This window comes from Paenibacillus sp. DRB1-1 (assembly GCF_052119485.1).
GTDB lineage: Bacteria > Bacillota > Bacilli > Paenibacillales > Paenibacillaceae > Paenibacillus > Paenibacillus polymyxa_B.
The window spans coordinates 3627775-3650967 of record NZ_JBODQH010000001.1; the positions used below are offsets into that span (position 1 = coordinate 3627775).

General features: G+C 45.4%; 23 protein-coding genes. 18 read left to right on the forward strand and 5 right to left on the reverse strand.

What is annotated here, in order from left to right; genetic code table 11:
* Nucleotides 1–23: 23 nt before the first annotated feature.
* From ACQW03_RS16075 to yunB, 13 genes are all read left to right on the forward strand, one after another.
* Nucleotides 24–1514 carry an alanine/glycine:cation symporter family protein gene (locus tag ACQW03_RS16075; protein ID WP_441950568.1) on the forward strand — a complete coding sequence of 497 codons (1491 nt, stop codon included), beginning with the start codon at nt 24–26 and terminating at the stop codon, nt 1512–1514.
* Nucleotides 1515–1699: 185 nt separating this feature from the next.
* The gene (locus tag ACQW03_RS16080) at nt 1700–2305 is read left to right on the forward strand and encodes a bifunctional transcriptional activator/DNA repair enzyme AdaA (RefSeq protein WP_441950570.1); all 606 of its coding nucleotides are present in this window, start codon (nt 1700–1702) and stop codon (nt 2303–2305) included.
* Nucleotides 2286–2828, forward strand: coding sequence for a methylated-DNA--[protein]-cysteine S-methyltransferase (locus tag ACQW03_RS16085; protein WP_441950572.1), 543 nt, complete (start codon nt 2286–2288; stop codon nt 2826–2828). Before ACQW03_RS16080 ends, ACQW03_RS16085 begins: the two co-directional genes overlap by 20 nt.
* Entirely contained in the window at nt 2818–3633 is an 816-nt protein-coding gene (locus ACQW03_RS16090) for an SPL family radical SAM protein (RefSeq protein WP_071642878.1), read from the forward strand. The genes ACQW03_RS16085 and ACQW03_RS16090 overlap by 11 nt, the downstream gene beginning before the upstream one ends.
* Nucleotides 3634–3695: 62 nt before the next feature.
* Complete coding sequence (locus ACQW03_RS16095; RefSeq protein WP_441950575.1) at nt 3696–4313, forward strand: DNA-3-methyladenine glycosylase family protein; 618 nt, start codon at nt 3696–3698, stop codon at nt 4311–4313.
* A 19-nt stretch (nt 4314–4332) separates the two neighbouring features.
* Complete coding sequence (locus ACQW03_RS16100; protein WP_441950577.1) at nt 4333–5022, forward strand: DNA alkylation repair protein; 690 nt, start codon at nt 4333–4335, stop codon at nt 5020–5022.
* A gap of 69 nt (nt 5023–5091) precedes the next feature.
* Nucleotides 5092–6684 (forward strand): response regulator transcription factor, encoded by a 1593-nt coding sequence (locus tag ACQW03_RS16105; RefSeq protein WP_441950579.1) that lies wholly within the window; start codon nt 5092–5094, stop codon nt 6682–6684.
* A 23-nt stretch (nt 6685–6707) separates the two neighbouring features.
* Entirely contained in the window at nt 6708–8564 is a 1857-nt protein-coding gene (locus ACQW03_RS16110) for a histidine kinase (protein WP_441950581.1), read from the forward strand.
* A gap of 99 nt (nt 8565–8663) precedes the next feature.
* The gene (locus tag ACQW03_RS16115) at nt 8664–10028 is read left to right on the forward strand and encodes an ABC transporter substrate-binding protein (protein ID WP_441950583.1); all 1365 of its coding nucleotides are present in this window, start codon (nt 8664–8666) and stop codon (nt 10026–10028) included.
* Between the two features lie 32 nt (nt 10029–10060).
* Entirely contained in the window at nt 10061–10963 is a 903-nt protein-coding gene (locus ACQW03_RS16120) for a carbohydrate ABC transporter permease (protein ID WP_028541413.1), read from the forward strand.
* A 2-nt stretch (nt 10964–10965) separates the two neighbouring features.
* Nucleotides 10966–11802 carry a carbohydrate ABC transporter permease gene (locus ACQW03_RS16125; RefSeq protein ID WP_028541414.1) on the forward strand — a complete coding sequence of 279 codons (837 nt, stop codon included), beginning with the start codon at nt 10966–10968 and terminating at the stop codon, nt 11800–11802.
* Nucleotides 11803–11885: 83 nt separating this feature from the next.
* Nucleotides 11886–12818: an aldo/keto reductase gene (locus ACQW03_RS16130; protein ID WP_441950586.1), complete on the forward strand. Its 933-nt coding sequence runs from the start codon at nt 11886–11888 to the stop codon at nt 12816–12818.
* A gap of 126 nt (nt 12819–12944) precedes the next feature.
* Nucleotides 12945–13754 carry a sporulation protein YunB gene (gene yunB / locus ACQW03_RS16135; RefSeq protein ID WP_071642865.1) on the forward strand — a complete coding sequence of 270 codons (810 nt, stop codon included), beginning with the start codon at nt 12945–12947 and terminating at the stop codon, nt 13752–13754.
* A 46-nt stretch (nt 13755–13800) separates the two neighbouring features.
* On the opposite strand, the gene ACQW03_RS16140 is transcribed toward yunB, so the two are convergent.
* Nucleotides 13801–14907: a M23 family metallopeptidase gene (locus tag ACQW03_RS16140; protein WP_441950588.1), complete on the reverse strand. Its 1107-nt coding sequence runs from the start codon at nt 14905–14907 to the stop codon at nt 13801–13803.
* A gap of 248 nt (nt 14908–15155) precedes the next feature.
* On the opposite strand from ACQW03_RS16140, the gene lipA reads away from it, so the two are divergent.
* Entirely contained in the window at nt 15156–16058 is a 903-nt protein-coding gene (gene lipA, locus ACQW03_RS16145) for a lipoyl synthase (RefSeq protein ID WP_023990211.1), read from the forward strand.
* Nucleotides 16059–16082: 24 nt separating this feature from the next.
* A complete protein-coding gene (locus ACQW03_RS16150; RefSeq protein WP_441950590.1) occupies nt 16083–16997 on the forward strand; it encodes a YutD-like domain-containing protein in 915 nt (304 codons plus the stop codon).
* A gap of 58 nt (nt 16998–17055) precedes the next feature.
* Here ACQW03_RS16150 and ACQW03_RS16155 read toward each other — a convergent pair whose 3' ends face one another.
* Together ACQW03_RS16155 and ylbJ are read right to left on the reverse strand one after the other, a co-directional pair.
* Nucleotides 17056–17859 (reverse strand): NAD kinase, encoded by an 804-nt coding sequence (locus ACQW03_RS16155; RefSeq protein ID WP_013372943.1) that lies wholly within the window; start codon nt 17857–17859, stop codon nt 17056–17058.
* 66 nt (nt 17860–17925) lie between these two features.
* The gene (gene ylbJ, locus ACQW03_RS16160; RefSeq protein WP_441950593.1) at nt 17926–19224 is read right to left on the reverse strand and encodes a sporulation integral membrane protein YlbJ; all 1299 of its coding nucleotides are present in this window, start codon (nt 19222–19224) and stop codon (nt 17926–17928) included.
* 412 nt (nt 19225–19636) lie between these two features.
* On the opposite strand from ylbJ, the gene ACQW03_RS16165 reads away from it, so the two are divergent.
* A complete protein-coding gene (locus ACQW03_RS16165; RefSeq protein WP_023990208.1) occupies nt 19637–20014 on the forward strand; it encodes a globin domain-containing protein in 378 nt (125 codons plus the stop codon).
* Nucleotides 20015–20056: 42 nt separating this feature from the next.
* Nucleotides 20057–20767: a DUF2225 domain-containing protein gene (locus tag ACQW03_RS16170; RefSeq protein WP_023990207.1), complete on the forward strand. Its 711-nt coding sequence runs from the start codon at nt 20057–20059 to the stop codon at nt 20765–20767.
* A gap of 92 nt (nt 20768–20859) precedes the next feature.
* Here ACQW03_RS16170 and ACQW03_RS16175 read toward each other — a convergent pair whose 3' ends face one another.
* The gene (locus ACQW03_RS16175; protein WP_023990206.1) at nt 20860–21096 is read right to left on the reverse strand and encodes a hypothetical protein; all 237 of its coding nucleotides are present in this window, start codon (nt 21094–21096) and stop codon (nt 20860–20862) included.
* The gene (locus ACQW03_RS16180; RefSeq protein WP_014277894.1) at nt 21093–21263 is read right to left on the reverse strand and encodes a YycC family protein; all 171 of its coding nucleotides are present in this window, start codon (nt 21261–21263) and stop codon (nt 21093–21095) included. The genes ACQW03_RS16175 and ACQW03_RS16180 overlap by 4 nt, the downstream gene beginning before the upstream one ends.
* Before the next feature lie 97 nt (nt 21264–21360).
* Between ACQW03_RS16180 and ACQW03_RS16185 the strand changes: the two genes are divergently transcribed.
* Nucleotides 21361–23148, forward strand: a complete 1788-nt coding sequence (locus ACQW03_RS16185; protein ID WP_441950596.1) for a M3 family oligoendopeptidase — start codon at nt 21361–21363, stop codon at nt 23146–23148.
* Nucleotides 23149–23193: the final 45 nt, after the last annotated feature.

The window sequence follows — 23193 nt, forward strand, 5'->3', positions numbered from 1 at the left end:
TTGATCAGGGGGAAATACAAGGAATGTTAGAGCAGTGGGCAGAGGCAATAAACGGCGTCATTTGGAGCAATCCTGTGGTATATGTCTGTTTGGGTGTGGGGCTATTATTTTCGATCATGACTCGATTCCTACAAATCAGGCATTTCAAAGAGATGATCCGTCTAGTATTTAAAGGGAAAAGTTCAGAGGCAGGTGTATCCTCTTTTCAGGCCTTTACGATGGCGCTATCGGGGCGTGTAGGGACGGGGAATATTGCTGGGATTGCATTGGCAGTCGGTATGGGTGGACCCGGGGCGATATTTTGGATGTGGGTCATGGCTTTTATCGGATCGGCTACTGCGTTTGTTGAATCCACACTGGCTCAGGTATATAAGGTAAAGCGCGATGGTCAGTACCGTGGCGGCCCGGCCTTTTATATTGAAAAAGGGACAGGCTTTAAATGGTTTGCCGTCATTTTTGCGGTTGCTGCGTTGGTCGCGATGTGTTTACTGATGCCGGGAACTCAATCGAACTCTATTGCCGTAGCTTTTCATAGCTCGTTTGGCATGGATATGAAGGTTTCCGGGATAGTAGTAGTCGTGTTGCTGGCGCTTATCATTTTTGGAGGTGTAAAAAGGATTGCCAATGTGGCTCAGGTTGTCATACCGTTTATGGCACTTGGCTACATCCTTGTCTCTTTTTATATTATGATGACGAATATTACTGCGCTTCCCGATGTATTTTCGCTGATTTTTCGCAGTGCCTTTGGCGTGGATTCTGTGTTTGGCGGTATGGCAGGGACGGCGATTGCCTGGGGCGTAAAACGGGGCATTTACTCCAACGAAGCCGGGCAAGGCTCAGGTGCGCATCCGGCAGCAGCCGCGGAAGTGTCTCATCCCGCAAAACAGGGGCTAGTTCAGGCATTTTCCGTGTATGTGGATACCTTTTTAGTCTGTACGTCTACGGCTTTTATGGTCTTATTCACAGGTATGTACAACGTGAAGGGACCTGGTGGCGATTTTATTGTGCAGCATCTCCCGGGTGTTGAAGAGGGAACTCAATATACACAGGCTGCTATTGAATCAGTATTTCCGGGTTTTGGCTCGAGTCTGCTGTCAATTACCTTGTTCTTTTTCGCTTTTACGACCATTATCGCCTATTATTACATCGCAGAAACGAATATGGCCTACCTGGTTGCCGACCGTAAAGCCAAATGGCCCATGTTCGTTCTAAAGCTGGTTATCCTGGGTTCGACGTTCTATGGAACGGTCGTCAAGGAATCGGCGTTGGCGTGGACACTGGGGGATATGGGGGTCGGTATTATGCTCTGGGTGAATCTGATTGCTATGATTCTGTTAGCCAAGCCTGCTCTTCTTGTACTTAAGGATTATGAACAGCAGCAGAGGCAAGGGCTGGACCCGGTGTTTGACCCGGAGAAGGCAGGTATTTCAAATGCCGAGTATTGGTCAAAGGAATATCAGCCTCCCTCAGATGAGTTGACGATTACCGCCAAACCGAGCAAGCTGCAAGCCTAAATAAGATAGATAAGTAAGATCAAAGGTGGCTCCGCGAGGAGTCATCTTTTTTTCGTTATCTTGCCTTTACATTCCAAGAGGGGTACATACGTTCACTATTTAGTCTATAATTTAGACAGACGGATTTAGAAAAATTCTGCCATAGATATGTGGGGAGGCCACATTGCACAAGAGAGGTGATTTGAATGAGCACATCCGATTTATCCATAACTGACGACAAGTGGAGAGCTATTGTAGAAAACGACAAGTCATATGACGGGGTATTTTTGTACGCTGTGAAGACAACGGGAATATTTTGTCGCCCCTCCTGCAAATCCCGACCTCCCAAAAGAGAGAACATCCGTATTTTTAAAACAGCAGAGCAGGCATTGGCCCAGCATTTTCGTCCATGCAAAAGATGTAAACCGACAGGACAACGATTGCCTGATCATGAATGGATCGCACTGGTTACAGAATACGTGAATTCTAACTATATGAAGGACTTAACATTGCACATCCTGGCTGAGATAAGTCATGGAAGTCCGTATCATTTACATCGTACCTTCAAGCGGATTATGCATCTAACTCCAATGGAATATATACAGCAGACCAGGTTGGAACAAGCGAAGAAGCTGCTCATTTGCTCAGCTATATCTGTTGCGGAAGTGGGGGAGAACGTAGGTCTGTCCAATGCACCTTACTTTATTACGTTATTTAAAAAGAATACAGGCTACACCCCATTGCAATATCGCCAACTCAAATTGAAAGCAACACGAAATGGAGGTACACAGCATGGCACAGCAAATAAATAAAACGATCTATTGGTCATTGTTGACACATGAGGATTGGAATCTATATATTGCAGCTACATCGGAAGGACTATGTTATGTAGGTTCGCCCAATCAACCTGTAGAGGAATTGTTTTCATGGGCGGGAAGGCGATTTCCCGGCAGTCCTTTAGTTGAAGAGGATGCTGCTTTACAGCCCTATGCTAAGGAGCTGATTGAATATCTCCAAGGGAAGCGCACCCAATTTACATTGCCCTTTGATTTTCATGGGACTGCGTTCCAGATGGCGGTTTGGAATGCGTTGTGTGATATTCCGTATGGGGAAACACTATCCTATTCAGACATTGCCAACGCTATTCAAAAGCCAGCCTCTGTTCGTGCGGTGGGGTCTGCCATCGGTGCTAATCCAATTTTGGTCACGGTCCCTTGTCATCGGGTCATTGGTAAAAATGGAGCTATGACCGGATATCGTGGTGGTTTGGACATGAAGGTGAAGCTTTTGCAGCTCGAAAAGGAAAGTGTGGCATCGGTTCAGTATGAAAAATGAGTATTACAAATCCCCCAAGACTCTTTTGAATAAAGGGACAGGTTTCTTGTCAGGGTATACACACTCGTTGAACCCGTATACAGGTTGTACCTTTGGTTGCTCATATTGCTATGTACGTCAATTGCCAGTCTCCACGTTTCGTAAGGAAGCGTGGGGGACATGGGTTGATATTAAAAGTCAGGCGGCAGATATTCTTCGCAAGGAGCTTCGTAGAGCCAAATCCAAAGGTAAAGTCACGATTTTCATGTCGTCAAGCACAGATCCTTATCAGCCTGCCGAGTATAAGGAAGAGGTGACCCGGTCTCTGCTGGAGGTGATGGTGGAGGATCCACCGGATTTTCTCTTTTTACAGACGCGCAGTCCACTGGTACGGCGGGATACTGATTTACTGCTCCGATTGGGGGATCGTGTACGTGTGAGTATGACTGTAGAAACAGATCGAGAAGATATACGCAAACATTTTACCCCGGAAGCTCCTCCCATCCAGGCTCGTCTCCAAACGCTACATCTCTTAAAGGAGGCAGGTGTATCGACGCAAGCTACCATTGCTCCGATGCTTCCAAGCAGTGAACATTTTGCAGACAAGCTTTTGCCTCTGGTCAACCGTGTCTGTATTGATGATTATTTTATGGGAGATGGCAGTGGGGGGAGACGAACGCGTAGCTTAAAAATTGGTGCGTTGTACGAGTCATTGGGGCTGGAAGAATGGTATCATCCTGCTGCCTATAAGGCGGTTTATGAACGTTTTCTCCATGTTTTCCCGAAAGAGCAGCTCTATGTGAGCAAAGAAGGATTCGAACCCTGATGTAAAAGCAGTCCATGCCATTGAATCAAGAGTGACCATATAAGGGGGCAGCGTGAGAACGAATGCAAACCGTAATGATCAAAAACTTTGATTATGGGGAAAAGGAAATCGATTATCTAAAAAACGTAGACACCGTACTTGGTGCAGCGATGACGCAAATGGGCAAGGTAGAACGGATCATCATTCCCGACCTGTTCGCGGCGCTCGTTCATGCGATTGTGGGACAGCTTATATCGGCCAAGGCGGTTCAAACCATATGGGCAAGGATGCAGGAGAAGTTAGGGGCGATTACTCCACAAAATATAGCCGTTCAGACGGCTTTAGAAATTCAAAGCTGTGGCATCACCATGAAAAAGGCCACATGTATCCTTAATATAGCCCAAACGATCGAGCAGGGCTTGTTGGATTTACAGGAATTATATGAGCTTTCCGATGCACAGGTGATCCAGAAATTGTCCTCGCTGCAAGGGATAGGACCTTGGACGGCTGAAATGATGCTGATTAATTGTATGGAGCGTCCAGATGTCGTCAGTTGGGGCGATATGGCTATTCGACGGGGAATGATGAAGCTGTACCATCTAGATACATTGACCAAGCAGCAATTTGAGGAGTACCGCCGAGTTTATTCACCTTATGGTTCGGTGGCCTCCATTTATTTGTGGAGTATTTCATTTCGTTAAGAATCAGGGAGTGGAAACGATGGAGAAAACAATCAGAGAACAGATACTGTCATACGTGGATGCGGATTTTCAGAAATTTACGGCTGCATTGCTTCCGACGATTAATAATGTGCTGGGTGTACGTCTGCCGGTACTGCGTAAGCTAGCTCAAGATATTGCCAAAGGGGATTGGCGTCTCTACCTGGAGACCGCTGAAAGTGAACACTTCGAAGAAGCAATGCTGCAAGGTATGGTGATTGGTTCTGTAAAAACAGATATAGAGGAAGTTTTGAGTTATACCGCCAAGTTTGTTCCTAAAATTGATAATTGGTCCGTATGTGACAGTTTCTGTGCCGGATTGAAAATCACGAAACATCATAAAGAACAGGTATGGGAGTTTATTCAGCCCTATCTATTCTCCAAGAAAGAATATGAAATTCGGTTTGGTGTGGTTATGCTTCTAAATTTTTATATTGAGGAACAGTATATGAATCGGGTGTTTACTTTACTGGATCAGACCCATCGTGAGGATTATTATGTACAAATGGCAGTAGCATGGGCGATATCGATCTGTTATATCAAGCTGCCCGAGATAACAATGGCGTATTTAAGTCATAATACATTGGATGATTTTACCTTCAACAAAGCACTGCAAAAAATCACAGAATCATATCGGGTGGATCAGGCAACGAAAACGACCATTCGCGGTATGAAGCGAAAAAGAAAATAGGATCGGCTCCCACCTGTAAGTGTTATACTGAAAAAAAATGCGTGTATGAAAACGACAGGAGGGGAGTCAGTGAATTCGATCCCGCTGGGAGTACTTGTTGTGGATGATGAAACTAGACAGCGTCGAGGTTTAGCTGCCATGGTCAGGGATCTACGTCCCGAATACGAGGTATGGGAAGCCAAGAACGGGAAAGATGCTCTGACCATTACGTTATCCAAACCGATCCAAATCGTTTTTACAGATATTCAAATGCCGATCATGAATGGACTTGAGTATCTTCAACAATTGAGAACATCCGGTCAACATGAGACCAAAGTTATTTTAGTGACAGTCTACCAGGAATTTAGCTATGCACAGCAGGCGGTGAGGTACGGGGCGAATGATTATTTGGTGAAACCGGTGCAATCGCAGCAGCTCATTGAAGTGATTCAACACATGGAGAAGATTATTGTAGAGGAACAGGAAGCACTGATTGGGAATCAAACAGCGTTGAATCAGATCGAGCAGAGTATGCCTGCATTTGTGGAGCATTTGTTTAGCAGATGCGTGACAGACAAATTACAGCCTAATGAGAAAATCCTATTAAAGAGTCACTTTGGATGGCATGGGGTAGGAGAAGTTCTCGCGTTGGGAGCATCGGCGGCCCACCCGGAGGATATACATATGTGGGATTCTCAGCTCCGTAATACGGTTGTTGAAATATTGCGACCTTGGGCGTCTTCTGTCGTGTTTCCACTCGAATCCCGTAAAGACCATGTTGCAGTAGTGAATTGGAAGGATAGGGCTGAAAGCAAAGAGGCCAAAAGTGCCCTGCAAGCTGGGCTGAAAAAGTTGGAGCAACAGCAAGCTATTTCAATCTGGTTTGCTTGGGGGCAGTTTTTTAATTTTGATGAAATGCAAATAAGCCAATCTCACGAAAAGGCCGTTGGCCTGATCTCCATGCGTTTTTATACACCTCACATCAGATGTTTGAACCTTGTCGTTTCAGATGATGAGCAGCCAGTACAGGAAATGAGCGCACACGAACAAATGGCATTTTTTAAATTTATTGAAAGCGCTATCTCTAATGGAAAGCCCGATCAGCTATTGGGTCGGGTGCAAAATTTCATTGGACAAATGACACAAGGGTATCCTGCACCTGAAGCGCTTAAAGCAAAATTGGTACACCTTCTGTTGGTTAGTTTACAACGGTTAAATATAGGGTGGAGTGAGGAAGTCTACTCACGTTTCTCGGAACGTTTGAACAAAGCTGTCGAAAAGGCCACCTGTCTTCGGAATCTTGAGGATCGTGTTGCAACATGGTTAAAAGAGCTGATTCTTGAGCTTCATAGCGGCTCCAAAGGCGAACCCATTATGAACAAGTGCAAGGAATTTCTAGATGCACATCTACATGAAGACCTAAGTCTGGAGATCGTCTCCCGGCGCTTCCACTATAATGCGTCCTATTTTAGCATTCTGTTCAAAAATTATTTCGGGCTCTCGTTCACGGAATATATGGTGAAGCTCAGAATGCAAAAGGCTCAGCACTTACTGCTGCATACAGACGCCAAGGTCGCAGAAATTAGTAGACAGGTTGGTTATAAAGATATCAAATACTTTTTTAAAGTGTTCAAAAAAAATGTAATGCACACGCCGGAAGAATTTCGTAGGAAATTCAACTGATTGTTAGGTGAAAGGAAGATACGATGCGCCAAGTTAAATATATGTATCAAAAATTTTTGGACAGTAGCTTTCGTACGAAATTGATGCTGTCCTATTTTTTGTTGTCTGGTTTTATCGTTTTGATTCTAGGTTTCGTTTACTTTGAAACGAGCGCACGGAATATTACTACAAATGTAACAGATAGCGTTACAAGCGTTCTGCGTAGTAATAACCAGCTGCTGGATAACAAGCTGACAGCTATTCAAAAAACCGTAGATATGATTCCGATCGACCATGATCTTCTTCAGAACATTACGAACGTGGATACTACGGATTCTTCATCGCTGTTACGAGCAGATCGCAGCATTACAAAAATTTTGTACAGATACTTTGGCAATATGGAGGAAGTGTACGCTTCCCAAATTATGACGCAAAATTATGCATATGGAAGCACTGATCGGATGTATATTCCCGTTCAGCCGTTCTATTCTTCTCCGTTGGCAACAACGGCGGTGGAAGCAGAAGGGGCTACCAAGTGGATTCCGGCTTATTCGTATGCCGATACATTCCATCAGCAAGATTTAAAACGAGGCTCCTATGAGTTTAGTTCTTTATTTGCTGTGGTAAAGCAGCTTCATTTGACTGCATTAGATGATGCAGGAACCTTTCATACGCTTCCGGAGGGAAAGGAAAAACCTATACTTATACTGAATTTTCGTCCTGACTTGTTAAAAGGGGGTTTTGAAGATTATGCAGCCCGCAGCGGATTTGCACATCTATCCTATGGCATGATTCATGATAAAAATGGGATGGTCATGAGTTCGGATAGACAGCAACAAGTGGGGGAGCCCGTGGCGGATTGGCTTAAGGATGCCATTAATTCGGAACAAGGGATGAAAATGGTAAACGTTAAAGGTCAAAGCATATTACTGGTTTACGAAGCGATGAAGACGACGGGCTGGGTATCTTATATAGCCATTCCCATGGAAGATGTATTGGGACATCTATCAACGATTCGCACCTACACGGTGTTTTTTTTAGGTTTTATGATGCTCGTTGCTGTTATTCTTGCTTATTTACTGTCTGTTTATATCAGTAAGCCCATCACAGATATGAAACAAGCGATGAAAGTAATGGAGAAAGGGCATTTTGATATTCGAATTCCTGTGCGTGGCTATGATGAATTGGGAGACCTGGTGATTCGGTTTAATCAAATGAATGAAAAAATTAAAGATTTAATCGAGGAAAATTACAAGTCACGTCTACGAGCCAAAGAGTCGGAGTTAATGGCACTTAATTTACAGCTGAATCCCCATTTTTTGTATAACACTTTAACGACCATGTATTGGATCGCGTTAGAACATAAACAGCAGGAGCTAGGCCAATTGATCATTAGTCTGGCAGAAATGCTGCAAATTACTACTCGAAACAAAAACGATACATGGAGCTTGGAAACCGATCTGAATTGGCTGGAGAAATACATTTTTATTATGCAGAATCGCTTTGAGGACAAGTTCACGGTGGAATATGATATTGATCCCATTTTGCTTCAGATGGAGGTTCCCAAACTTTTCTTACAGCCTTTTGTAGAGAATTCAATTATTCACGGCTTCGCCGAAATGGAATCAGGGGGTCTGATTAAGATCACAGCCTGGATCGAGAAGCAATTGGTGTGTTTTAAAGTGGAGGATAATGGATTAGGAATTCAAGAAGAACATATACGCCGAATTCAAGCTGGAGAAATCAGATCAACGGGTATTAAAAATGTAGACAGAAGAGTACGGCTATTATATGGAATGGATTATGGCGTTACGCTCCATTCGCCAGCAGGTAAAGGGACATTCGTCCTGATTCGCATCGGAGAAATTCATAGATCTAATCAAATGACACCAATCCAATGAGAGTACGACTTTTATAAATGTAAGCGTTTGCTAAAATGAGTTTAGTGACGAAGCAACAAACGAAAAGGTAAAAAAATAAACGGTTTGGGGGCGTTACTCATGTTAAAACGAAAGTTATGGATCGTCTGCATGTGCTTGATCGTTGGGCTTATGTCAGCCTGTAGTTCAAATGAGAGCAGCAGCAAACCAGTTGATTTGCAGGGTCACGAGCAAGTGACACTGACCTATGCCAGTTGGGGTAGCACCAATGAAAAGAAGGTTCAGCAGGAAATCGCTAAAAAATTTACAGAGAAATATCCGTGGATCAAAATCAACTATATGCATATCCCCGGGGATTACGTAACCAAATTAACGACGATGTTTGCCGCCAATCAGGCACCCGATGTATTTCCCATTTATAAAGCACAGGCTCTGCAATGGGCTGAACAAGGCAAACTATATAATTTAAATGAATTTTTGAAGGAGGATAAGGAGCTAACGAAGGAAAGTCTTATTCCTAATTCAGTCATCTATTGGGATAAGGACAAAGTGGCTGGGGTCAAGGTAACTGAGGAAGCTTTCGCGCTTTATTACAATAAAGATTTGTTTGATGAGGCTGGTGTTGCTTTGCCGCCAGTAAAGGCTGAGGAGGCTTGGACATGGGAGCAGTTTTTAGAGACAGCACAAAAGCTCACCATTGATAAAGCGGGAAATAATGCGCTCAGTCCCAATTTCGATGCAAGTAACATTAAACAGTATGGAGTTCGGTTTGATACATGGATGTGGCATTTGCTTGTGCCTTCCAATAACGCAAGTGTCATTTCAGACAAAGGGGACTCGCTTAATCTTGAGAGCCCTGATGTGATTGAAGCTGTTCAGAAAATGGCTGATCTGATCAACGTTTACCATGTGGCACCGTCGCCAACGCAGTCCAAAAATATACCTTCCCCGGCCGTAGCACTACAAAGTAAGCGTGTAGCGATGGATCTGGATGGACAGTGGGTTCAATTGGATCTTGGAGAATCGAAGGTGAATTTTGGTGTAGGCGTGTTACCCAAGTTGAAGAGCAGCAAAACGATCCTGTTTGGCGAACCGGAAGTGATTTCTGCCAAAACCAAACATCCTAAAGAAGCATGGATGTTTTATAAATTCTTGCTGGATGCTGAAAGCGGACTTGACATGCATTCCAGCGGATTGTGGATGCCTGTCATGAAAAAGTGGTACACCGAACCAGACTTGATTAGCAAATGGGCCGATGTCAAACCAGGTCATGCCGATGGTTACCGTGATGCTGTCATGAACCAAACGCTGCATAACGGTGTCAATTCTTACGACTATTATCTGAAAAACTCGGAAAAAATCAATGCTATCATTAACCCGGCGCTGGATCAGGTATGGCTGGGCAAGAAAACGGTGGAGCAAGCATTCAAGGAGGTTTCCGTAAAGGCTAACGCGGAATTTAAAGGGACGTATCCAAAAGAATAGGGTGAGTGTTTTGACAGAAAGAGAGGGATAGAATGCAATCATTATCTTCTATTCGTAAGAAGGAAAATTGGTTGGGGTGGCTTTTTGCCGCCCCTGCTATTCTCGGCTTTGTCATTTTTGTTCTGGGACCGATGATCGCTAGTCTCTGGTTCAGTCTTACCGATTACAAGGTTGCTTCACAGGCCCATTTTATCGGTCTGGATAATTACGTCCACTTATTTGACGGTACGGATCAATTTTTTTATAAATCACTCGGGGTTACGTTTTATTATGTGTTTCTGAGTGTGCCCTTGCAAATTATTGTAGCTTTCTTTTTGGCAATATTACTTAATCAAAAGGTAAAAGGTCTGGCTTTTTTCAGGACTGTTTTCTATCTCCCTACCATTGTGCCACTCATAGCATCGTCTATGATCTGGATGTGGCTGTTTGATCCGGATCTTGGCTTGCTAAATGTGGTGCTGCGTGCGCTGCATTTGCCTGAAAGTCAGTGGATCTATAGCGAAGGGTCGGTAGTTCCTACTCTGGTTTTAATGAGTTTGTGGACCGTTGGAGGAACCATGATTATTTTTCTGGCAGGCTTGCAAGATATACCTAGACATTATTATGAAGCCATTGAAATTGACGGTGGAAACGCTCTTCATAAGCTTTTGTATATTACAATTCCATTGACATCGCCCACTATTTTTTTTAATACGATTATGGGCTTCATCGGTGGGTTTCAAGTGTTTGTTCAACCTTACGTCATGACTCAGGGTGGACCCAATAACTCCAGCTTGTTTTATACCTTTTATTTGTTCCGCGAGGCATTTACTTTTTCGAATATGGGTTATGCCTGTGCTATTGCTTGGGTGCTCTTTATTGTCGTTTTGGTATTCACTGCCTTTCTGTTCAAGACGGCCCGAAAATGGGTGTATTACGAAGGCGGGGGGGCATGAACATGAAAAAACGCGGTTGGAGTTGGAGCAGGGTTTTGCTCTACGCAGTTCTCATAGTGGGCTCACTGTTTTGTATGTTTCCTTTTTACTGGCTGGTGCGAAGCTCCATGATGGATTTAAGTCAGATTTTTTTGATCCCGCCGAAATGGATTCCAGAGCCTTTTGTATTCGAGAATTTTTTACAGCCGTTTGAAGAGTTATCCTTTGGGCGCTATTTTGTGAATACATTTATCGTCGTAGCGGGCACTTTGGCGGGTGTACTTCTGTCGAGTACCATTTCTGCCTATAGCTTTGCGCGAATGAGATGGAAGGGAAGAGATAAGGTATTTGCCTTGTTATTAAGCAGCATGATGCTGCCGTTTGCAGTCACGCTGATTCCGTCATTTATTGGTTGGCAGGCATTAGGCATGGTTAATTCGTACGTTCCATTGGTATTACCTTCGTTTTTTGGTGGAGGCGTTTTTAATATTTTTTTGCTAAGACAATTCTACATGACTCTACCGCGAGAACTGGATGAAGCTGTATTTGTGGATGGAGGCAATCATTTTACGATTTTCACCCGTATTATTTTGCCTTTGTCGAGGTCGGCGATTTTGGTCATTGGATTGTTTACGTTTTTGAATACATGGAATGATTTTATGGGGCCGCTGGTTTACCTTAATGATGAGAGCAAATTTACGTTGGCGATTGGGCTGCAGCAATTTCAGGGAATATATTCGGCTCAATGGGGTGTTTTGATGGCCGCATCTTTAATTGTAGTCTTGCCTGCTATTATTCTTTTTGCCATAGGACAGAAGTATTTTATGGAAGGGATTGCTTTGACGGGGATTAAAGGATGAGAACAACTGCCAGGTACGCACTTTGATTTTTTTGGAATTTAATATTAAAATGGAAGTAACTTTCGAAAAGGAGATGACGTGAATTGGCAGAGCAAGTGCGTATTGGAAAAACAGATCTATATGTAAAACCAATCGGTTTGGGTGCAAATAAGGTGGGAGGACATAATCTCTTTTCCGGTTTGAATGATGAAACAGGTAAAGAAGTTGTTCGCACAGCTTTAGATAACGGCATCAATTTTCTGGATACGGCTTTTATTTATGGACCTGAGCACTCAGAGCGGTTGATCGGTGAGGTGCTGAAGGAGCGGGGCAAACGTGAGGAAGCGGTCATTGCGACCAAGGGGGCACACAAATTTGTGAACGGAGAGGTTGTTTTTGACAACTCGCCTGCTTTTTTACGTGAATCTGTTGAATCCAGCCTGAAAAGATTGCAGACCGATTATATCGATCTGTTTTATATCCATTTCCCGGACGAAGCTACGCCGAAGGCAGAAGCAGTTGGAGAATTGAAGAAGCTTAAGGACGAAGGCAAAATCAAGGCTATTGGCGTATCTAACTTTTCCATTGAACAACTTAAGGATGCGAATAGCGACGGTTATGTAGATGTGCTCCAATCCCACTATAATTTGTTTCAACGGGAAGCTGAGAAGGATCTGCTGCCTTATACCAAGGAAAATGGCATTTCGTTTGTGCCTTATTTCCCGCTAGCTTCAGGATTGCTGGGTGGTAAGTATACGAAAGACATGACCTTCACAGACATTAGAGCAAAAAATCCATTGTTTCAGGGAGATGCATTTGCTCGTAATTTGGACAAAGTGGAGCAGGTACGGGAGATTGCCAATGCGTTGAATGCAGAGGTTGCTCATGTTGTGCTCGCATGGTATTTGACCCGCGATTCGATTGATGCCCTCATTCCAGGGGCAAAGGGGCCGGAGCAGGTGCTGGCGAACCTGAAGACGCTAAATGTCCAATTGAGTCAGGCTGATATCGAAAAGATTGACCACATTTTCAAATAATAAGTGTACCTGAAATTTGCAATTGTATATGTATTCCACCTAGAGAAGCTGCCGGACGGGCGGCTTCTTTTTCGTCCCTCCCTTGCATATCCTTGTAGGGTAAGTCCAACGCTGCGGGGGGATCGGATGATGAGAAGACCGCAATGGCACAGCGCACCCAATAGAAGGCGACGCGGCAGACGTAGAGTATTTTTGATTGTGGTACTGGCGCTGCTGGTAGGAATCATACAGGTGGCTGCTTATGTGGAGCAGCATTTGAAGCCGCCTATGATGCACCTGGCAAAAGTGCGGGTCAAACAAATGGCGACGGAGGCTATTAATTCAGCAATTACAGCACAGGTAGAGCAGGGGAAGACGGCTGATAATTTGATCGAATGGAGAACGGATGCACAAGGAAGAACCTCTGGCTTTGTTCTGAATTACGCAGAGCATATGAGAATTACGTCAGACACGCTCAAAGCAGTCAAGGCAACGATGGACAGCATGAGCCATTTTGATGAGAGTGTTCCGATTGGTCAGGCATTGGGCAGTCCACTGTTGGCAGCTTATGGACCAACGGTCCCTCTAAAGGTGGAGCCGCATGGAGCGATCAAGGTGGATTTAAATACGCGTCAACAGGATGCGGGCATAAACATGATTTTGGTGGAAGTGTATATTCGGATTACGACGGAAGTGTCTGTGGTTATACCGTTTGAGATGCAACCCCAGATTGTGGAGACGGAAATCCCAGTTTCGTATTTGCTGGTGGTGGGCAACGTTCCGATGTACTACTATGACAATCAGGGGAAACCAGTGGGTAAAAATGGTGCAGCCGCTCCGCAGTTGGCGTTGCCTCCCCATTCCATAGAGAGTAGCGGCGCTATAGATTCCAGCATAGAAAGTGTTCCAGAGGTAGAGGAAAACCAAAACACCTCTAGCCAGTCCCCAACGCCATAGAGCCGAGGGGAGTGACGTGAGCTGCCCAGGAAAAACAAAAGGGACCCTATGAGGAGGTCCCTTTTGTTTTTCCTGTTTTGAGCGCTTTGCGTTCGGACTGCTCCCACTGTCTTAATAACGGATACGGGTCAAAGGACCAATCTGCCCAGCCATTGTCCCGATATATACCATAGTGCAGATGCGGTGGAAACTTACCTTGGGTACCGGTTTTTCCATAGCCCGAGCTTCCGACCCAGCCAACCGTCTGACCGGGTGTAACGATGTCTCCGTTGTGGACAGTTTTGTCAAAGCCGGAAAGATGCGCATAGTAGTGATAGCGGTTGTTGAGATCTCGGATTCCGATTCGCCATCCTCCGAAGGGATTCCAGCCCTTCATTTCAACTACACCGTAGCAGGTACTGCGAACTGGAACTCCATAGCCAGCAAACAGATCAGTTCCTTCATGTATACGGTAACCGCCCCAGCTGCGACGGCTTCCCCATGTGCTGCGGTAGCTATAAATGCTGCCTAAAGGAAGGGGGAAGGCTTGACTGACCAGATCCAGCTTGCCATACGTCCGATACAGCTTGGCAAACTGCTGAACTCTTTGAACTGCGCGGCTGTTATGGTAATATTCCCAAACGGCAATACCAAATTCATCCTCGTTGTTTCCATACTTTCCGAGATAAGATGCGATGCTGAATAGCAGATCCTTGTCATTATTACGGTCAGCGATTCCATCACCTGAACCGTCTTGTCCCAGCCCGGAAAATAGTTCAATGGAACGCGGATTTTGATCCTCCGAATCAGGGTTCATCAGGCCGGACCAGACTGGTCCCGTGATGAAAATACCTATGATCCGTTCCGCATGCTTCCGATCCCTGGGATGGGCCACTGTAAGTGTGCGTTCATACTGGTCGATGGCGGCCAGCCTGTACCAAGGAACTCCAGTCAAGGCTTCGATGGAATGATATAGAGCCAGCCTGGACGTATACGACGAGGACTGAACATGTGAAGCATCTACATTTGCGGTCAGGCTGCTTCTGGCGGACGAGGACTGTAAGTGATGTGCAAAGGCATGGGCAGGAAGCGGACAGGCCGTTGCCAGTGTAGTAGCACATAACAGCAGCGATAACAAACGAACAGCTCGGGCTGTCCGCGTAGGGTAAGGCACGTGAACCGACCTCCTATAGAAGGGCTTAATCGCCCGGTAAATTCTAGGCCCCGTATTCAATAGTGTGAGTAGGGCGCTTTTGTTTAGATTGAGCCATATCCGCCGCTTTTATCCATGTACAGAGTTTACTTTTTCCGGCATCAATGTCATATCAAAAAGGGAACAATGAATGGAGGTTTTTCCATGGCTTTCATGTTATAATGTATGGCAATGACAGCTTAAGCTTATCAGAAAGAAGGTCTATGCCATTGTCTAGAAAAGTGAAGGAAGCTAAGCCCGACTGGATTCGTATTAAACTTACGACAGGCGATAACTATCAGGAAATCAAGAGCATGATGCGTTCCAAGACATTACATACCGTATGTGAGGAGGCACGATGCCCTAATATATATGAATGCTGGGCCAATAGGACAGCTACATTTATGATTTTGGGTGATACTTGTACGCGTGCGTGTCGTTTTTGCGCAGTAAATACGGGAATGCCTACGGAACTGGACTTGCAGGAGCCTGAACGCGTCGCTGAAGCGGCTGAAAACATGAATTTGAAGCACTGTGTCGTAACCAGTGTGGCTCGCGACGATTTGAAAGATGGGGGTGCTACTATATTTGCAGAAACGGTTCGTGCGATTCGCCGCCGATTACCTTTTTGCAGTGTAGAAGTATTGATTCCCGATTTTATGGGCGATATTGAATCGCTACGAATCGTCATGGATGCCAAACCAGATATTCTGAATCATAATATTGAAACGGTGGAGCGCATGTCCGACAAGGTTCGGGCTAAAGCGAAATACCGTCGCTCTCTGGAGCTGCTTCAACGTGCGAAGCAATTAAATCCGGCTATTCCAACGAAATCAAGCATCATGCTAGGTGTCGGGGAAGAGTGGGACGAGATCTTACAAACCATGGATGATCTGCGTAAAGTCGATTGTGACATTATGACAATTGGTCAATATTTGCAGCCGTCCGAGAAACATTTATATGTGCAAAAATATTATCCACCGGAAGATTTTGCGAAGTTAAAGGAAGAGGGATTACAGCGGGGATTCAGCCACGTCGAATCCGGACCGTTGGTCCGCAGCTCCTACCAAGCGCATGAGCAGGTGAAGTCAGCCGCTCAGCATAAGGAAGAAGGCGCCCTTTCGCAGGCTTGATCCGGGAAAGGCGGTCAGAATAGCTTGTTTCAAATCGGTGGTAAAAACTATGAATTGTTGCAGGATCACAAGAACGGGTGGAATCCCGAAGCGTTTCGTGATCGGTATAGTGAAGTGCTGGATCGCTATGATTACATTATTGGTGATTGGGGTTACAATCAGCTACGTCTGAAGGGCTTTTATCGAGACGGTCATCCCAAAGCAAATAAGGATACATCTATAGTGGTACTGGACGATTACATTAATGAATACTGCAATTTTGGCTGTGCCTATTTTGTGTTGCAAAAAAGCCGTGAAGTAGTTAATAAAAACGGGGTCAATGATGAAATCATTGCTCCAGATATTCAGCAGTTGGTAGATGCTCAAAGGGAACAAGCGGGAACGCTAGAACCCGAAGAGCAGCAAGAAGTATTGCAACATACAGCTGGAGAACAGGAGTGGCCGCAACCACAGCAGGATTCCACAGCTACGGAGGAATCGCGAGTGGAGCAGCCTCGGGAATCCCGGGAACCACGCGAGTTGCAACGTCGGGAACCGAAGGATGCCCAGGAAGTACGTGAACGACAGCCGCGTGAAGCTCGCGAAAGTCGTCCATCCAGAGAAGGACGTGAAGGAAATCGGCAGCGTGAGCCACGTGAAGCACGCGATTCGCGCCAGCCAAGAGAACCACGTGAAGCAAAGGATGGACGTAATCCGGGTGAAGGGCAGCAAGCCCGGGAACCACGTAGACAGCGCAATCAGCAAGGGAGTTTCGATAAAAAGGAATCGCGTGGACCACGCTATGAGCGTCAACCAAAGGAAAATCGGGAGGGACGGCAAGTTCGTGTCTCACGTGAACCTGAGGGCCAGCAGCAGACCCAGCCAGCTGCTAAAGCCGAAAGAGCTGAGGGTAGTAAAAAGAATAAATCATATACAGCTCCACAACAAAACGGTTCCTGAATTTTCAGGGGCCGTTTTGTTTATAAAAAAAGAGCCATAGGCGGCTCTTTTGCAGATGCTAATTAAGAAAAGCGTTGCGTACTCGATCCCAAAATGGGAAAGGACGATAACGAGCGAAGCTGATCTTCTGACTTGCGACCTGACATCGAACAGAGATTAAGTCATCCACAGGAAAGTTGAGGTGATCTACTGTCAATAAGAGACGCTGATCTTTCCGTGAAAAAATATCACAATGATGGTGTTTGGGCAGTAGCAATGGCGATCCCAGTGTCCGATACACGCGGTTATTAATGGAAGCGATCTCAGTCAATTGCAATGCTTCAATGGTGGGGTGAACCATAGCTCCGCCAAGTGCTTTATTATATGCGGTCGTTCCTGAGGGGGTAGAAACACATATACCGTCACCGCGAAACATTTCAAAGGTGATATCATTAATATCTACTTGGGCAACGACAGTGCCATCCACCCCTTTTAACGTAAACTCATTCAAGGCAATAAACGAAGCATTGCCTGACTTCTTGTGAATTTCCAACTCAATTAGTGGATACTTAACGATTCTCGGGTTAAGCGGTCCTTCAGATCCGCTTTGGCTCATCAGGTGGATTAGCTCCTCCAGCTCGTCCGCACGCCAATCAGCGTAAAAGCCTAGATGACCGGTATGTACACCAACAAAGGCAATATCCGGAATGCGGTCGATGAAGGTATGAAACGCATGAAGCATCGTACCATCGCCTCCAATAGACACGACGATTTCCGGCGATTCGGCATCCAGCTTGAAATTCTTTTCTTGGGCAAGACGGTGAAATTGCTGACTCAGGTCCATGGAGTGCTGATCCCCGCGATCCAGAACATAATATCTCAAGATGAAAAGCTCCTTTGTCATGGGTATATATCGATCATAATCAATTATGAGCAAGAACACAATCGTTCATTGCCTGTGTGTTCTTCTCAAACGTACATATAAGCGACTTGTACCCACACTCAACCATGAGAGACTAAGCATTCCAGCCAGTATAAAGGCAAGAAACAGCAGACTTTGCAACAACATGACGGACGAGAAGCCAGGAGACCACGCGATGTCGTATATCGGAGAAAAGACTGGAGAGCTTCCCTGTCCCATAAGAGGCCGCCATAACACGAGAGCTAGCAGTGCTGAGATGATGCCGTGCGCAGCCCGGGCCAACAAAAATGGCATATAACGAAGATCCGTCATATTTAAAATACTTGCAACCTGCGCATGAACCGACAGCCCGCCCCAGGAGAGAACAAAAGCAGCTGCGGCTACCTTGAATGGTAACGCCGCTGCCGTGGCTTTACCTGCGGCTTGCGCTCCTAAAGTGACTTCGAAAATACCACCCACAATGGACTCCGTTAACGTAGGAGGAAGACCACATGCAGTCAATAGGCTTGCCGTAAGCAGATGAAGCCCGCTCATTAAACCGGAGTTCGTCAAAGCTTCTAAAATGACGCAGAAGAATACAACTAGCCCTCCTACGACAATAATAAGGCGTAGGGAGGAAGTAATCGCCTGACGAAGTAACTCACCCAATGGGCGACCATCTTCCAAACGAGCTGTATGCATGGCATATAATGCTTGGCGTAGGGGTCCAGGCTGCCTATTGCGATCTGCTACTTTTGTATTCTTGGACTTCGACCAGGCTTTTTGAGTAGGTTGAGGGCGGTCGTTGCGAGTATCTGTTTCTCCTGAACGGGAACCGTGGAAGCGCATAAGCAGTCCGATGATGAGCACGCCACCATAATGGGCCGTGCCCAGTACGAGTGCAATTTCTGGTTGATGGAAGAAGCCAACGGAAACCGCACCGATCAAAAATATCGGATCAGAGGAAGTGGTAAACGCGACCAAACGCTCTCCTTCAATGCGTGTGATCCATTTTTGCTCCCACAGCTTGGCTGTTAGTTTAGCTCCAATCGGGTAACCGGATGCACAGCTGACCGCAGCGACAAAACCTCCACAGCCAGGTACACGGAATAGAGGCTGCATCAGCGGATCCAACAGCGCGCCTATGAAATGAACAATTCCGAAACCGAGGAGAAGCTCGGAAATAACGAAAAACGGGAATAAAGACGGAAACAGCACGTCCCACCAGATGGCAAGCCCCCGAAGCCCGGCATTCAGAGAAGATTGCGGGTATACAGCCATAAGCATAAATAGGAATAGCAGTGTAAGGATGAGCAGAGGAAGCGAGTAACGACGGTATAGCGACATAGAGGCCCCTCCTTTGGAGTTGTACTAATATACCTATGTCGGGGATGGACAAAGAGTACAAAAAAATCAAAGAAAACGGTTACATCTAATGCTGTATTTTTGTAAATAGTATGTTAAAATAGGAAAACAACGATCCATAACCTTAAGGATGGAGTGATCAGGATGAGTATCGTTGCCGGTCTGTTCGTATGTGCTTTTGTGTATGTTATTCGTGCCTCTCTCGTCCATCCCGGTGAAGAGGATTGGCGGAGTTATTAGTTGTATTTATAGAATGACGAAGCTGTGTGCAATGAAGCACACCCTCTTCATATGTTAAATTGATAAAATGACGCTTATTTTTAGCGTCATTTTTTGTTTTTTGTTATAATACGGGTGTATATTTATTACCATAGCACAGAAAGTTGGAGGAAAAGTGAATCCTAGCCTGAGCATTTATGACAACCTTGGGGGTGCGGAAGGTGTTCGTGCTATTATTGAGGCCTTCTACCCGAGAGTTTATAAAGATCCGTTGTTAAGTCCCCTGTTTCCTAAAGACATGGAACCGGTTAAGGAAAAGCAGTATATGTTCCTGAGTCAGTTTTTTGGAGGACCGTCCCTTTTTTCTGATGCATATGGTCATCCGATGTTACGTGCCAGACATATGAAGTTTCCCGTAACGGAGGAGCGAGCAGAGGCATGGTTGTCTTGTATGGCAGGTGCGTTAACGGATACGGGCATTGAGGAGCCGCTTCGTTCAATCATACTTAACCGTTTGTCTGGTCCTGCGCATCATTTTGTAAATACCCCGTAAGCTTTCGGGGATTGCCGAATTTTGGAGAGGGTTGTAAAAACATTGGAACTTGAACCGTTATATCAGATCAAAATCATTTGCCCACATTGCGAAGAAGAATTTCAGACATCCCGTGTCAGACCAAGCCTAAAGAAGGCCATTCGTACGGATTCAGATTTTTGTGCTTATTATAAGAATGAAAATCCGGATTTTTATGTCGTAAGGGTCTGTCCTCATTGTGGATTTACCTCGACAGAGCATTCTACCGTTCAGTTAAGCGAACAGCAAACCAAGATATTCAAGGATAAAATCGGTAATCGTTGGCAGTCTCGCGAATATGGCGGTCATCGTAGCTGGGAAGAGGCATTAGAAACGTATAAACTGGGTTTACTCTGTGCACAGGTCATCGGAGAAAAGGAACGCGTAGTAGCTAGTCTATTACAGCATATCGCTTGGATGTACAGATACCAGGGAAATGAGGAGCAGGAGCTTCGCTTTCTCAAATTTAGTCTGGATTCTTATGTTCGGGTCTATGAGCTGGAGGGTGTCGGGGCGAATAATGCCAAACTGCTTTATCTGATTGGTGAATTGCATCGACGTACAGGTAACTTTAACGAAGCGGTACGCTGGTTTTCGCGTGTCATTAATGACAAAAAGATTATGGATGCAGCCATGATCCGGGCTTCCCGTGAACAGTGGTCTGTACTGCGAGAACAAATGCTGGCTAAAAATTACCAACTGCCGGAGGAAATGCAAGACGCAAGCTCCTCCTGAAGAAATAAAGGTGTGCACTATGGCCGATTTAGGCTCATGGTTCACACCTTGTTTGTAAAACGGGTTATCTTATCTTACAACTGCCTCATGAATTAATGATGACGCAATGTGGTATCTGACAGCAAATAATCGTCATCACAATCCACTAAAGTAACCTTGTTATGGCAGCATGGAAACACAAGCAGCTTTTTCATACCTTCGTGTATGAGCTTAAGTTCTTTTGGCTTCAGGGGCAGCAAAACATTATCATGGTCGCAAAACGGACAAGACTGTACATAAACGTCTCCCATGACGATGTCATAAGGCCAGGTTTTATGAAAAGGGATCATGATTTGTCCGATTCTCCGCCGTTCGGGTCAGCGGTTTCTTCTTTAGCCAGTTCGGCCAGCTTTTGCATCAAAATGTGCTGGGGTGTATGCATAAGGTGTTCCAGCGGAATGCCGAGCTTTTCGGATAATTTCACAGCCGTTTCCGGCGAAATTTGTAAGGGTCTCATCCTGTTTTCCTCCCAATTGTAGTGATTTACTATCACGATGTAGCTTTATTGTATATGAAACCACATGAATTCGCCAAAAAAGAAAGGTGGAACTATTATGAAAACACCGTTAAAGCAAACATGGGATCTGGAATCTATTTTTAGCGGAGGATCTTCCTCTGCCTCATTTCATGCATTTTTGGAAGAAATGGAGAGCAAGGTTCAACAGCTGCAATCCCAGCTTAAAGCAGCCAAAGTACCACAAACGGTATTGGATACCGAGCGTCTCGATAGTGTACTGAATAGCATACAGGAGCTGTTTAATGGCGCGTCGCAGGCGGGTTCCTTTGTCTCTTGTCTAACTGCTCAAAACCAGCACGACAAGCTAGCTGTTCAACTGGGGGCGCGTGTCAATACGCTGTATGCCCAAGGGAAAAGTGCTTTAGTATCTTTCCAGAACTTGCTGGCACAAACCAGTGAAGACATTTGGCAGAAGTGGATGGAGCGCGAAGCTATCAAGCCGATTTCTTTTGTCCTGACCGAATATCGGAACGAAGCACGTGAAAAAATGGCTCCTGAGCTGGAAAGCCTTGCATTGGATCTGGCAGTGGATGGCTATCATGGCTGGGGCGACTTTTATGATACCATTGTCAAAAATATGACTATTCCTGTGCCAGAAAATGGCGAGATCGTAAACCTGTCTGTAGGTCAGGCTGCTAATAAACTGGATGAAGCAGATCGCAGCGTACGTAAAGACGTGTTTGCACGTTGGGAAGAGGCATGGACTCAGGTAGAGGACTATTGCGCGGATACATTGAATCATTTGGCAGGCTTTCGTCTGAAGCTATATGAAAAACGAGGCTGGACAGATGTGCTTAAGGAACCGCTGGAAATCAGCCGCATGTCTGCACAAACGCTGGATACGATGTGGCAGGTTATTAATGAAACCAAGCCTATTGTAGTCAAATACTTGGAGCGGAAAGCAAAGCTGCTGGGCTTAGAGAAGCTGTCCTGGCATGACGTTGAAGCTCCGCTGGGGACGTCAACCACTAAAATCCCTTACGACGATGCTGCTGTAACGATTGTTGAGCAATTTGGTAAATTTAGCTCGAGAATGGCTGACTTTGCCCAAATGGCTTTTGAGAAAAGCTGGATTGAAGCAGAAGATCGTCCAGGCAAACGTCCGGGTGGTTTCTGTACATCTCTGCGTCTGAGCAAAGAGACCCGTATTTTTATGACCTATGCCGGATCACCATCCAATGTTTCGACACTGGCCCATGAGCTCGGACACGGTTATCATCAGCATGTGATGAATGAATTGCATCCATTGAATCAGAATTATGCCATGAACGTGGCTGAGACGGCATCGACGCTGGCAGAACTTATTGTATCAGATGCTTTGCTGGAAGCTGCCGAGGGTCAGGACAAGGTAGCTTTACTGGAAGATAAAATTCAGCGTGGTGTAGCCTTCTTTATGAACATTCATGCCCGTTTCCTGTTTGAAACCCGTTTTTACGAGCTGCGGAAAAAAGGAGTCGTAGGAGCACAACAATTAAGCGAGTTGATGGAACAAGCGCAGCGTGAAGCGTTTAGCGGTATTCTGGATGAGGCTCATCCTCATTTTTGGGCATCCAAGCTGCATTTCTATATTACGAACACTCCTTTCTACAACTTCCCGTACACATTCGGGTATATGTTCAGTGCAGGAATTTACGCTTTTGCGAAGGAAAATCCTGACGGCTTCGCCGACCAATATGATGCTTTGCTGCGTGATACAGGTCGCATGACAGTCGAAGAATTGGCTTCCAAGCACTTAGGTACCGATTTAACACAGGCTGACTTCTGGCGTAATGCTGCGCAAGTTACTGTTCAGGATATTGAGCAATTTTTACAAATGACAAAATAACAGTTTTACACTTTTGAAAGGTCTCCCATAAGGGAGGCCTTTTTT

Excerpts from the sequence above, each read along its gene's own strand:
- ACQW03_RS16125 (WP_028541414.1), top strand. The coding sequence starts at position 10,966 with ATGAAAAAACGCGGTTGGAGTTGGAGCAGGGTTTTGCTCTACGCAGTT.
- ACQW03_RS16085 (WP_441950572.1), top strand. The coding sequence starts at position 2,286 with ATGGCACAGCAAATAAATAAAACGATCTATTGGTCATTGTTGACACAT.
- yunB (WP_071642865.1), top strand. The coding sequence starts at position 12,945 with ATGATGAGAAGACCGCAATGGCACAGCGCACCCAATAGAAGGCGACGC.
- ACQW03_RS16100 (WP_441950577.1), top strand. The coding sequence starts at position 4,333 with ATGGAGAAAACAATCAGAGAACAGATACTGTCATACGTGGATGCGGAT.
- ACQW03_RS16095 (WP_441950575.1), top strand. The coding sequence starts at position 3,696 with ATGCAAACCGTAATGATCAAAAACTTTGATTATGGGGAAAAGGAAATC.
- ACQW03_RS16120 (WP_028541413.1), top strand. The coding sequence starts at position 10,061 with ATGCAATCATTATCTTCTATTCGTAAGAAGGAAAATTGGTTGGGGTGG.
- ylbJ (WP_441950593.1), bottom strand. The coding sequence starts at position 19,224 with ATGTCGCTATACCGTCGTTACTCGCTTCCTCTGCTCATCCTTACACTG.
- ACQW03_RS16180 (WP_014277894.1), bottom strand. The coding sequence starts at position 21,263 with ATGAGACCCTTACAAATTTCGCCGGAAACGGCTGTGAAATTATCCGAA.
- ACQW03_RS16075 (WP_441950568.1), top strand. The coding sequence starts at position 24 with ATGTTAGAGCAGTGGGCAGAGGCAATAAACGGCGTCATTTGGAGCAAT.
- ACQW03_RS16175 (WP_023990206.1), bottom strand. The coding sequence starts at position 21,096 with ATGATCCCTTTTCATAAAACCTGGCCTTATGACATCGTCATGGGAGAC.
- ACQW03_RS16080 (WP_441950570.1), top strand. The coding sequence starts at position 1,700 with ATGAGCACATCCGATTTATCCATAACTGACGACAAGTGGAGAGCTATT.
- ACQW03_RS16115 (WP_441950583.1), top strand. The coding sequence starts at position 8,664 with ATGTTAAAACGAAAGTTATGGATCGTCTGCATGTGCTTGATCGTTGGG.
- ACQW03_RS16185 (WP_441950596.1), top strand. The coding sequence starts at position 21,361 with ATGAAAACACCGTTAAAGCAAACATGGGATCTGGAATCTATTTTTAGC.
- ACQW03_RS16090 (WP_071642878.1), top strand. The coding sequence starts at position 2,818 with ATGAAAAATGAGTATTACAAATCCCCCAAGACTCTTTTGAATAAAGGG.
- ACQW03_RS16110 (WP_441950581.1), top strand. The coding sequence starts at position 6,708 with ATGCGCCAAGTTAAATATATGTATCAAAAATTTTTGGACAGTAGCTTT.